Consider the following 13,444-nt stretch of genomic DNA (forward strand, 5'->3'; position numbering starts at 1 on the left):
GCTGTTTGGGATTTTTTGCATTGAAAAATCAATTTCACCTAAATTCTTTCCTTTAGAACTAACGAGTTCAAAACGACCGTGTTGAGGATCTTATACATAAAGGTTACCGTCAACACCTCGATAAACATCCCTATTTTTATTTAAAGCGGATTCTAATGAGGAGGCCTAACTTCATATGAAAGCAATGCCCTCATTAATTAAGGCGTTTGATTATCTCAATTCGTAATCAAATCTTTCATCCCAACCGAAATCAATATCTTGTTTTTTTGTACGTTCGAATATTTTTAAAATCTTTTCAAAACGATCTCCAAGGCGGTTTTTTGACAATTCTGAATCTAGCCAAATTATTTTAACTGGCCTTTCAGTATCTGTGCTCAATCGATCCCATAATGCATCCAGATTCCGCCCGTAATAGGGTCCAAAGTTTAGTGCCTCTGCAAGTAAACGATGAACATCCGATTCTTCAGATATATCAGTACCTTCTAGAATAATTTCGTTATTTTTCATTTCCATTTACCTATAGAGGTGGCCGTCTTGTAATGATCTGTCGTGATGTAGAGTAGACCGTCGTCTGAGTATAGTAATCTTGTACCTGCTTGATTGCTTCTCGACATAGTATTGTCTAACCCAATGTCTGCTTCACGCCATATTCTTCCTGATGAGGATGGTAGTAAATCGTTGGAGTTGTCAAAGATATCACCTCCTATCTGCTTTCCTGGAGAGGTATTATTTAATGCTTTACCGGCTTTCCAACCGTTTTGTATAGCTTGAGCTTTATTTACATAAATGTCAGGTAGTTTCCCTGTGTTTCGTAAGCTATCCACAACCTCATTTGCTGATTCAGTGGTTTTTAGATCCAGCTTAAGGCCGGCATATTTAGCAGCGTTGTGCGCTGCATTAGCTGCTAAAGCTTCGCCTCTAGCAGCTGTAGCCTGTGCAGCGGTCTTACCAATACCTATAGCCCCTCCAGCCCCAACGCCACCGGGTACCGCTATCTCAGAGACCTGAATACCAATATTATTAAGGCAAATGGCAAAATAGCTTGTACAAGTTTGCAAAGCTCCTTTAGCCAGTGCCGCGATTTCAGGAGTTGCGGCTGCCAAGACTCCACCTCCAAGACCTGCTGGCAATGCGACCATCAGGGCATCTTGCATTGCCAGACCTTTCTGGCATGAGGCCGAGCTTGGATCTGTACTGCATGACAATATATTGTTGCCATGCTCCTGCACAAATTTCGCTTGACCATCTTCTGTACCACCTAGAAGGTTGTTCTCAACCTCTGTTCTTCCTGTTACGGCTCCACTTCCTGCACCATTACTCCCATCAACAGCGGCACCAGATACTGCACCTGCAAGCGTCCCTAGGTTGGCCAGTAGCTCTTTCTGGTCTTCTGTTAGTTCATTTATGGTTTTGCCAAAAATAAACTTACTGAGCTCATCATTGTGACCCAGCATCGCCGCCGTAAAGCCGCCGGCTGCACCGCCAGCCACGCTACCGCCCTGTGCTTTGGCAATCAGACCTGAAACCAGCGTGTGCAGCAGCACGCGCATCGGTTCACCACCGGCAGAATGATCCGAGGCATACTTAACCAACTGCGCAACCAGCGGAGAAGCCCCGGCAGCTACCGAACCTGAGACGTTACCACCTGCCAGCGCGGAGAAGAGGCCTACGACCGCCTGTGCGGCTGACTGGTTGAGCGATCCTACACCGTACTGCGCTTCAACCTTTTTATCGGAATCTGCAATCGCCTGCTGCTTCTCAGCGTCTGTTTTACCTTTATACGTCGGGTCGTTTTCCAGTTCCTTTTGCGCTTCCTTCTTACGCTGTGCCTTTAATTTTTCATACGAGGTTTCGATAACCTGCTGGCCCAGCACGGTCATTTCACGCTGCACATCCAGACTGCTCTGCAGCTTTTCTGCATCAAACTTGTCTTTCAGCGCGTTTTCGGCGGATGCCGTATCACGGCTTATCTGTGATACATCCTGCTTCTGCGCATCAGGATTGCGGATCTCAATGGTGCCGGGTGAGATAGCGCTGAAGGTGGAAGAACTGGCGCTGTCTTTATTCTGCTGCAGCGAGGCAACTGGCAGGGAGTTGCGGTCAGATGTCGGATCCTTGCTATCTTCCTTATTCTTACCGTTAGCGGTACTGGACTGCTGCGTTTTATCCTTATCGCCGCTGGCCGTATTACCGTAGCTGCCGCTGACAGAGAAGCCATAGCCGTTACCACCGGAGTTGGCGTGGTTGTCGATATCCGTCCAGCCCAGCGTACCGGTGCTGAGGTGATTTTTATCTGCGCTGGCAGCTGAACCGATAATGGCACCGTCCAGTTGCGTGTGATTCCCAACGTAGATGTCGTAGCCACCTTCGCCAGCAACGATGCCGCTCTGCTGCTGAACAGAGGCAAAGTCATTATAGAGGTTGCTCCCGCTCATATTGGCGCTGCCTTCCACGACAGACCCCGCACAGATAGGCGGTACGCAGATGCTGACGTTCGCGCCCGATGAGCTTTGCTGACTTTTGAAGCTGGCGCTGTCCTGCTCGCTGCGTATTAACAGGTTTCGCCCTGCATCCACATCGACGTGCTTACCGCTGAGGTTGGCACCCTGCAGCACCACATCCTGACCTGAGCTGACGCTCAGGTTATTACCCGCCGTGACTTCACTGTTGTGATGAGTGACGGAACTGCCGTTGGCATTCGCGCTGTTCTGGCTGGCCGAAACGGAAATGGAGAAGCCATTCTGAGAGCCACCCAGCCCAAAGCCAACGCCCACGCCATACTGGCTGCCGCCGCTGGACGATTTCATGGATGACGTGTCAGTGGCGCTGTTAAGCTTCACATCGCCACCGGCAGCGAGCGACACATTGTTGCCGGTTATCTTCACGCCCTGCGCGGTAATGTCTCTCTCTGCGTTAAGATCGACATTGTTGAGCGCGCCCAGCACCGTACCGTTTTCCTGAGTGCTGCTCTGGGTCTGTGACTGGTGGCTGCTGCCTGCCGTTGCGGACACGCTGACCTTGATGGCTGCGTTACTTTGTGCCGAGGATGAGAGCGCCGTCATGGCCGCCTGGGCCGCATAGATGGCCTGCAGGCGGGGATCGTCATGGTTACGGTTAGCCTCCCGCGCCTTATCCACTGCCTGCGCAATGCTGACCGCATAACCCGAGACCGAACCGGTGATCCCGTATTTTGTGGATTCACTGCTGCTGCTGGCTTTATGCGTATCTTTGGCAGGATCGAGGTGGATGTTTTCACCGTTGACGCTCAGTGAATCACCGGCGAACACGTCCGCCCCCTGCAGGTTAACGTCTTTAGCCGCATTAACCGTCACGTCACCCAGCGTACTGACGATACCGCTGCGCACGGTATTCTGCTGCGTGCCTGTGCTGGCGTTTTTCCAGCTGTTGTGGCCCACGCCCACCGTGCCGCTGTAGCCGTCGCCGCCCAGATCGCCAATGGCGTGATCCGAGCCGCTGGCCGATGTCTGCTGGCGATCTTCGCCCGCGACGACGCTGACGTTACCCTGCTCCGCGTTCAGTGCGACGCCGGTGGTGCCGGTCAGCGTTGAGCCCGTTATACCGATATCACCTGTGTGGCTGGTCACGTCAACGCTGCCAGCGGTAATCGATGAGGTGTGCTGCGTCAGGATGCTGCTGTCGCCGCTCATCTGGCTGTTTTTCGAGCCGTAGTTGGTGCCCGCCGAGCCGTTGTTCGGCGACCCGCCGCCGCTGCGTGCCAGCGCACCAATTGAGGCGGAGGTCGTCGCCGACCAGTTCTTACTGCTGCTACTGCTGGCCGCTTTCTGACTGTCGGCGGCGCTGGTGATGTCGATATTACGCGTGGCATCCAGCGCCGCTTTACCACCGGCGTTTAGGCTGCTGCCTTCGACCAGAATGTGGCCGGTGGACGTATCCGCATCGCCGAGCGCCTTCAGGGTCAGGTTGCCCGACGCGTTAAGTGCACTTCCACTCTGATAGACGCTCTCGATGTTCTGGCTACCCTTGCTTGCTGAGCGGCCATAGGTCAGGCCCGGCGCAGGGGAATCCAGCGCGCTGGCGCCGAACTCGTTGCCCACCTGCTTGACCTGGTCGTACACCGAACTGGTGTTGTTCATGATGTCGCGCAGGTTGCGCACCGTGTCCAGCGGCCCCAGGTTGAGGCTCAGGCCAAACCCGCTGCTCTTCGACTCCTGTTTTTCGGTTTCGCGTACCTGATCCTGACCCGCCACGATAGCGATGTTCTTCGCCGTTACGCTGATGTCGCCGTTCTGACCGCCCGCGACCACGTCACTGCCCTTAATCAGCGCATTGTTGCCTGCCGTCAGGGTCACCGCACCGTTGCCTGCGCCCACCAGGCTGCGCGCATCGCTCTGCGTGACCTGCTCGCCGTTGCGTTCACTCTTCGCCGACTGTTTGCCGTAGCTGAGACCGAGTCCGCCGCCCATCAGCCCGCTTTTCTTCACCTCTTTGAGGCTGTAGGTCGATTCAGTGTTGGTGGCGGTGACGATATTCAGGTCATGGCCTGCGCTGAGGGCGACGCCCTTGTCACCGGCCACGGAGGAACCCTGAACGGTGAGGTCATTGCCCGCGATCACGGAGACCGTGTTGCCGCTTAGCTGTGAGGTTTTTTCACGGGCGGTGCTGTTTTCCTGAATGGTGTGGGTGGAGGTCTTTTTCAGGAAACCTTTCTTGGTTTTGGTTTCCTCGCGGTAGGCATAATCGCTTTCTGTGGAGGTCGTGATATTAACATCACGTCCCGCTTTCATCGCCAGATCCTGATCTGTGCTGATGTCGCTGGCGTGACTGGTGATGTCACGTCCGGCAGCCAGTGATGTGTTGCCCTTGCTGGTGATTTCCGTTCCCTGCTGGCGCACAGTTTCATTAATGATGATTTTGTTGCTACCGTGCTCACTGTTACCGGACGCAGAGGCTTCTGCGTTGAGATTAATGTCGCGACCCGCCTGTAGTGAGGCATCGCCGCCAGCGTCCAGCGCTGCCGCCTGGCTGGTAATATCCTGTCCGGCTGTCAGCGTCAGGTTGCCGCCGCTGGAAATGCTGGTACGGTCGGATCCGGATGCATGCGTTTCCCTGGTACCCTTACTGTTGTTATCAAGGGTTGCCATGCTGTTCAGGTCAAGGTCATGGCCCGCCGCAAGTGTCGTATCCGCACCGGAATGCACGTTACTGGCCGTCAAGGAAAGGTCTTTACCTGCCTGAATATTCAGACTGCCGCCTGCATCAATGATGCTGCCCTGGGAGTGAACAACACTGCTGGTGGTGTTTGTCTGCCCTCTGAAGCCGGTAGAAGAAGAATTGTCATTTACCTGGTTTGCATTGACGGCGATGTTGCCCCATGCGTTCATCAGCAAATCATTACCGGCTGTCAGCTTAGAACCTGACAGAGTGATATCTTTCCCTGCATTTAACGACAGTGAGATATCTGCTGAGATCGAAGCTGTATTACCCAGACTGGTTTGTTGCAGTGACACCCGGCCAGACTTGCCGCCCGTATCGAGGCTGAACCGATCGGCCTGAGTGATGTTGCTGATGCTGCCATCCATGCTTTCCAGCGCCACGGCCTTGCCGCTGATTGTCGAACTGACGTTGCTGATGTCGCCTGAAGCGCTGAGACTAAGGTCGCCGCCTGCTTTGATCAGCGCCTGATTGAGGTTGGCAACGCTGTTCTGACTGCTGAGGGTAAGAGCATTGCCCGCCTGCAGGGTGCTGCCGTCATTGCTGACAGTGTTACCCTGCATGTCAACGTTGTTTGCCGCAATCACGCTGCCGCTGTTAAGTGTGACATCATTCAGCACCAGGTAGAGCTTAGGCACCATGACCTGCTCGCCGTTTATCGTGGTGCTTTCCCACCAGAGGATGCTGTGATCCAGTCCGGCAACCTGATCAGCTGACAGCGATACCCCAAACTGAAGGCCCAGTGACCGCTGAGCGGCAGCGGCGTTATCCATCAGCACCTGCATTTGCTGAAGATCGGATCCCACGCCGTTTAAGTAGCGGCTGCCGGTTTCGTTCAGAATGGCATTGCTGACGTAGCGGGTATCGAACGCTGCATCGCCCAGAAAGCGATAATCCTGATCAGGCTTAAGATTCAGTCTGCCAAGAAGATATGATGAGCCCAGAAACTGACTGACGTCAGTGTACTGGCTGCGCGTCTCCTGAGGGGCAACAGCGGGTTGGTTGCCCAGTAATCTATTCAGATCACTAAACAGCGCAGGATCAAGCTTGCCCAGCCCATCTAATTTAGGGTTGAGCGTGATCAGGTAAGGGCTGTTTTTATCATCCGAAACCACGAAGTAGCCGTTATTACCTGACGGGATTGGATAGGCGCTGGTATCCACGCTGTGGCGTTGATAGGTCACGGGTTGACCTGTTGTTGTCTGCTTCAGTGCGGCGCTACTGATACCGGCACCATTCAGTGACGTGAGCTTGCCGAGGTCTGTGGGGGCAGCATGATTTACCGTGACGGTAGAAAGCGACTCGCTGTTCTGAGCGCCGCTATCCAGTGCGTCTCCACCGTTGACCTGTTGTAAAGCATCCTGGAGCTGGTCACGCCATGCCGGTGAATTGACTGCAACGGGCGTAAAATCATTAAGTCCCTGTTTTTGAGTTTCGCCACCGATTGCGCGATTGCTAATCCTGTTCAGTGAAGGCGTCGCAATAGTGTTGCTGACACGTCCCGCATTAGCGCTGATGGTCGAATTGCTGATGTCACTCGCAAAGCTTGCACTGATGTTCCCCCCCGCCTGAATGACTGAGCGATACAGCTCTCCCGGTGTGAAGTCCGTTTCATGACCAGTCAGCTTGAAGAAAACGGTGTTGCTTTTTGGCTTAGTGGGAACGACGGTATCGGCATTCAGAGTGGCAACAGGCGGTGTGCCATCGGTTGACTCATAGGCGTATTGGTAAAGCAGATAGTCATAATTAGTGCCTGCCTGCCAGCTCTGATTGTTCAGCTGTGACCCCGACAGAAAGATGTTCTGGTTTGCCAGAATATTACTTGCTTGGTTATCTAACGTACCGGCCTGAAGCGTCAGGTTACGACCAGAGGCAATGCGGGCAGCACCGCCACTGGCGACTACGTTGACTTCAGTTTGTGAGCTGGCAAATTTCTGCGTGACGTAATCTGCAAAGGGGGCGTAATAGTAATTGGTCACTTTGTTATAGCTACATGCGCCATGCCCATTACAAGGTCCTACCTGATGCGTACCGGTTCTGGAGTAATAGCCCCATGTCCCGTCAGCCATTTGTGAATAAGGCAGTTTGAGCGTAGCGTTCCCCAGTCCTGCAATGCTGGTATTCTGCGTGGTGCTTTGCTGCACGTTCAACCCATCCCGGGTATTCAGCAAATGTCCGGTTTTAATGACGATGTCGCCGTTCTGTGTCTCAATAGAGCCGGAGGTGTTGATAACCTCGCTGTTTGCGTTGCCTGCTGCATCGCGTTGCAATTGCAGATTGTTGCCTGCCAGCATGTCACCACGCTGGTTGGAGATGATGTTTGCATAAAGGGCCAGATTGTTCGCCGCATAGAGCAGCGCCGTATTCACAATTGTGCCCGGTGCGCTGAGTGTCAGGTTGCCCAGGGTTCCTGCAAACCCGTTCAGCGTGAGGTCCCCGAGGCTTGTCAACGCAACATCACCGCCAGCCTGCAGAGAGCCCGATCCATTCATCAACACGCTTCTGCCGGAGAGCGCGCTGCTGCCGTTACCGATAGAAATCTGCCCACTGTTCGTCAGCTGTGCTCCAGCACTGATCGTGACGGCATTGCCCTGCATAGTGCTCTGATTGTCTATCGCCCCATTGCTACTGATGTTGAGTGCACTGCCCGCGGCTATAACCGCCTTGCCCGTGAACGCATTGTTAAGCTGCAGGGTAAGATTTTTCAGCGCCACAAGCTGGCCGGACGCATCCACACCTCCACTGATCAGCTGGAGATCACCACCGCTGAAGAGTTTTCCCGAGGTATTCTGTATGACCTGACTTGCCTTCACGTTGAGCCGGTTTGTGCCCAGGACCGTGCCGGTATTGTTTAGCTGGTCATAATTTACGGCCAAGTCTCCGGCCTGTGCGGTACCCTGATTGAGCATCGACGTACCTGAAAGCGTGCCGTTGTCTGCCAGGAGAGTGCCGTTGTTTGTTGCATTCGCAACCTGAAACAGAAGCGTAGACGCTTGAACCAGTCCGGAACCGGTATACTGTGGCGCAATCGCCGTCAGCGTCGCGCCTGATAGTAGTCGCCCGTCATTCCGTATCTGAGTCTGGGACGTCAGGTTACTGTCGGATGCAGACTGAATCAGACCGTAATTCATGAGCGACGGGGTGACGACCGTCAGGGTCTTACCGCTGATAACCCGACCGCTGGCGTTATTGATTACCTGCCCTGTCAGTTTCAGCGAGGCGTCGCTGTCTCCCTGAAGCAGACCATTGTTGGTCAGATTGCCTGCTGACAGACTGAGGGTGTTACCCTGCATATTCCCGTCATTACGTACATCAGCGGCGTTGAGTAACAGCTCGCCGCCGGTCAGCAGTGCTCCCCCGGTCTGCTGCAGCACATCCCCGCTCAGTGCCAGATTGAGGCTGTTAACGCCACTCATCGTGCCCGCATTCGTCAGGGTATCGCCCTGGAGAATGAGTGATTTGGCCGACCATTCTCCCTGATTCTGGAGAACAGGAGCCTGAAGGAGCGCACTGCCCAGCGCGATGATTTTGCTGCCCGTTTGTGAAGATAGGGAATCGGAGAGCACAACCTGCAGACTGTCTGCACTTTTAAGCGTGCCGTTGTTAATCAGCTGACGGGCATCTATGCTGACGTCATGCCCCTGCAGGGTGCCACTGTTCGTGATACTGTCGGCCCCCAGCGTTAACGTACCATTAGTCAACAGGGAACCCGTGTTGATCAGCTCTTTTGGCGGAGAGACAGCGGCCACGCGTGCTCTCATCAGCGGAAGCGTGCTGCTGCTCATCGCCAGGCCGTTTACGCCCGTCAGCGTGCCAGCGTTGTTCACGCTGGTCTGATTAAGCTCGAGGGTCTGCCCCTGCAAAATCCCCTGATTATTCAGGCTCTGACCGTTCAAAGTGACGTCAGCGGCGCTGAGGATCTGGCCCTGATTTTTAAGCGTCTCTGCGGAAATGAAGAGTGCTCCCAGGCTACTGATGTCGCCGGAAGAGGTCAGGGAATGGCTGATGCTGCCTGTCAGGCTGCCGAGGCTGAGGAACGTTCCGGTGTTTTGCCAATCATCGGCTGTGATATCCGCCTGCGTGCTCTGCCACGTACCAGCGGTCGCCAGTTGTCCTGTCAGAAGAGAGAGCGCACCGCCACTGAGGGTTCGCGATCCCCCTAGAGTACTCAGCGTGTCAGCCGTCAGCGACAGGCCTTTTTCTCCTTGCCATAAACCCGAGTTAGTCAGTCTGGAGCCCGTTATGGAGAGCGTAGTGCCGGCGATGCGACCGCTGTTTGTGATGCCGTCAGCCATCAGGTCCAGCACGCCGTTGCTCTGGGCGGTGCCGCTGTTAAGCAACTCGGTACTGAACCGAGCTGTCAGCCCGTTAAGCCCGTACAGGGTGCCCTGATTGGATACGTGGTCGGAGGTCATTTTCAGGGACCCGCCCTGTACAACCCCGTCATTTTGCAGGCTGCTGATGTTAAGGGACATACCCTCCCCGGACAGCAATTTCCCCCCCGCGCTGTTCGTTATATTGTTCACACTAATGTCAGCTGCGGCTTGGGCCTGAATGCGTCCGCTATTAGTAAACGCAGTGCCCGCCAGGGTCAGCGCATCCGACCCCACATCACCTGCGTTGTTTATCTGCGCGCCTGATAGGTCAGCCTGATGGCTTGCAAAGAGCGAACCCCGGTTATCGAGGGAATGGGACAGCCTGAACTTCAGAGAGTCTGCCTGTATCGAGCCGTTGTTTAGCAGATCGTTTCCACTGAGTGTGAACGCACCATCGGCCTGGATGGCGCCATCGTTTTCCAGACGGTCGGGTGAAAGGCTGAGATCGCTCTGGGTAATGATATGCCCCAGATTGCTGTTGATCAGTATGGGAGTCGTAAGGGTCAGCGCATCATTGCCCTGAAGAATGCCGTTGTTATAGAGCGTTCCGGTCGAGAGGGTCAGGTTGCCTGCGGCAAGCTTACCCTGGGTATCTACCTGATCGGCGTTTACCGTCATCACACCCTGGCTGACGATGGTGGCCGTACTGTCCAGCTTGCCCGTTAAGGCTGCAGTCAGGCCCTCTCTGGCCTGAATTTCCCCTGCATTGGTAAGGCTTTCTGCGCTCAGCGCGACATCATTTCCCTGTAGCGCCCCCTCATTCTCAAGCGTTGCCCCTTTAAGGCTAAGTGTATTACCTGCCAGGGTTTTGCCTGAATCTGTGTTCGTGAATGACTCACCCTGCCAGTTCAGATCGCTGCTCGCCTGTATCAGGCCACTGTTTTGCAGGTCGCTACGCAGTGTCAGCACTCTGGCCAGCAGATTTCCGCTGTTTACTGCTGATGCGGACTGAAGCGTGACAGATTGCTGGCCAAGAATATTTCCATGATTCGTCACTGAACCCGTTACGGTGGCTTTCACCGAAGACTGAGCCAGTGCATTTCCTGCATTGTCCCAGTTGTCTGCGGTGACGCCCAGTGTGTCTCCCTGAATCAGCCCTGCGTTACTCAGAGCAGAGTGCTGCAACATCAGTTGTCCGCCGCTGAGCACCTGCCCATTCTGTAAGTTACTAAATGACATTCCTGCTAAGGCCGCTGACTGGGTACCCTGGAGGGTGCCACTGTTGGTGAGCGTATCTGCTGTCAGGTAAAGATCGCTCGCGGCAAACAATCCAAAATTTTTCAGCACGGGTGCATTAAATGTCAGGTAATTGTCCGAGACCAGTCGCCCGGATGAACTGTTTTCCATCTCCTGACGAAGATTAAGCGTCAGTGCATGGCCGTTCAGGCTCCCACTATTGCTTAATATGTCTCCCAGAATGCTGAGTTCATTTCCGCTGGTCAGGGTGCCGGCGTTACTGATGTGGTTTACCCCGACGCTGAGGCGTGTGTCGGCTTGCAGCGTGCCCTGATTATCAAGAGTATCCGAATTCAGTGAGAGTTCGCCTGCATCCAGCACGCCGCTGTTATGAAAATCACTGCCCGAAAGTACCAGGGCGTCTTTTGCCAGAAGATGACCCGATGCATTCTCAAGTGAGTGAAGATGGCTGTTGATTGACTGTGCGTTTATTTCGCCGCTGTTGGTTAACTGATCGGCCGTGATATCCAGTGCAGAATCCGTGGTAATAAGACCGGCATTGAACAGTTGTGGGATATTCAGCGAGAAATCGCCGGAGGTTGTCAGCGAGGCACCTACCAGATTATCAAGTCCTGAGCTGTATAGAATGAGGGACTTTTCGCCCTGAATCAGGCCACGGTTCGTGATGTGCGAGGACTTAAGCGACAGCTCAGGCGAATTGAGTGTGCCGGAGTTATCAAGAGAAAGGCTGCTTACTATCAGTGAGTGGTTGCCGCTGATGCTGTTCTGGTTAGTCACTGCGCCGGTTGCGTGGATATTCAAATCACCCTGCGCATTCAGTGTGCCGCTCTGGTTAAGCTTATCGGTGATGATGTCACCACGATCGCCTGCGAGTATTTCACCGCTGTTGTCGAACGTATTCCCCGTAATGGAAAGCGTGGTTGCCACCATCTTTCCGATATTATTAAGGGATGAAGCCTGAGCGTTCAGCGCATTCTTTCCCGCCAGGTTGCCGCCGTTAGCCAGAGAGGCGGCATTGACGTTTAGAGTATTGCCTGCTGTCACCTCTCCAGCAATGGTTGCACTTCCTTGGGTTGTGAGTGCAATATTTCCACTGGCACCGATCTGGCTTCTGCCATCGATATCGAGGGTCTGACTTTGCAGTGTCAGGTCCTGCCCGGCGGTGAGCATGGCGCTACTGAGGCCTGCCTTGCCTCCAGACTTGATGCTGATGCCCCTATCACTGACCAGAGAACCTTTCCCCAGAGCGATATCCTGCTGCGCGCTGACGTTAACATCCCCTGTGGCTTTGTTGTCACCGTTCAGCGCGACCGATGCGCCTTTCACCGTCAGGGCCCCGCTGCTCAGGCTGTTGCCCAGCGTCAGCTTACCGTTCGCATCCAGCTGAATGTCACCCTGTTTCGCAGCAAGATTGCCGAGGTTGACCCCCACGCCCTGCTCGCTCGACACCAGGTGAATACGATTGGCATACATGCCGCCGAGCGCGCCGGTATCCACCGCCACCGACGGCGCCGAGCCTTCACCGGCAATCGGCGTTACGGAACCATCCGCACCGACACGATTAGCCCCCAACGTCACCGACAGATCTTTCGCATGGATCCCGGCGTTGATCTCCGTTGCGCGCGCAACGATCGACACCGCATCGGCGTTGCTGCCGTCCAGTCCCTGACCTTCGACGATCACCGATCCTTTCGTCACCTCCAGCGCAGCCAGATTGCCGCTGGCATCCAGCTGCGGCTTACCGGTGGTCAGCGTGACGTTCGGCGTGTTGATAAAGCCGCAGCCGTTACAGGTAATACCGTACGGGTTGGCCACCATCACGTTAGCGGCTCTACCCGCCACTTCGGTGTAGCCCTGCAACTGCGAACGGTTGGCGCCAACCACTTCGTTGATGATCGCCTGCGCCTCGTGTCCGGCTTTCAGGTTGGGGTTGTTCTGGATCAGGCCGCCGAGCTGCGTTTGATTGAGCTGGCCGGTGGCGTTATTGAGGATTAAACCTTCTTTGCCAACGCTGTACTGCTGGTACTGGTTATGCGAAATCCCGGCGCCGTTGGGCGTGGCGATGTTCACCACCGGCACGCCGTTGCCGGCAGCATCCATTTTCGTTCCTGGCGTTACCGGCGTAATTTGCGCGGCGACAGCAGGCAGCATCGGCTGGACCGCCACCAGATAGCAAATCAGATAGCTCAGCGCGCGACGGGCGAGGGAAACGGGTTGACGATCGTCCATAATCTTTGCCTCTTAGAAAACCAGCCCGACGCGGGCGTAAATGCTGAGGTGATCCGGCTGGAGATGGCCGGGATAGCTAAGCGGAATGCCGACGGTGTACTGGGTGTAGAAGTTACGGCCGCGCGTGCTGAGACCTACCGCGCTGCCCCACAAGGTGCCGGTGGACTCGCGGTTCTGCGCGTCGCTCTTTAACCAGCCGCCGTCGATGGCGGCCAGCGCGCTGACGTCGCCGAGAACGGGTAGCGTGAACAGGCTGTAGCTCAGCTCGTTGCGCAGATAGCCACCGGCATCTCCGGAAAGATACTGCTCCTTAAAACCGCGCACCGAGCTTTCGCCACCCAGCGTCAGGCGTTCGCTGCCGTACAGCCGATCGGGCGACCACTGGCCGTAAATGCTGCTCAGCAGCCACAGTTTGTCAGCCAGCGGGCGCTGGAAACTGCCGCTGATGC

The 13,444-nt window shown here is 55.1% G+C and carries 3 protein-coding genes; all 3 read right to left on the reverse strand.

What is annotated here, in order from left to right; translation table 11 throughout:
• Positions 1-210: 210 nt before the first annotated feature.
• Positions 211-507: a barstar family protein gene (locus tag K5Y32_RS22725; protein ID WP_222185929.1), complete on the reverse strand. Its 297-nt coding sequence runs from the start codon at positions 505-507 to the stop codon at positions 211-213.
• Positions 504-12,995: a hemagglutinin repeat-containing protein gene (locus tag K5Y32_RS22730; RefSeq protein WP_222185930.1), complete on the reverse strand. Its 12,492-nt coding sequence runs from the start codon at positions 12,993-12,995 to the stop codon at positions 504-506. The genes K5Y32_RS22725 and K5Y32_RS22730 overlap by 4 nt, the downstream gene beginning before the upstream one ends.
• Positions 12,996-13,007: 12 nt before the next feature.
• Positions 13,008-13,444 (reverse strand): ShlB/FhaC/HecB family hemolysin secretion/activation protein (locus K5Y32_RS22735; RefSeq protein ID WP_222185931.1); only part of this gene is annotated, 437 nt, incomplete at its 5' end.

Source organism: Pantoea sp. DY-15 (assembly GCF_019795935.1).
Lineage (GTDB): Bacteria > Pseudomonadota > Gammaproteobacteria > Enterobacterales > Enterobacteriaceae > Pantoea > Pantoea leporis.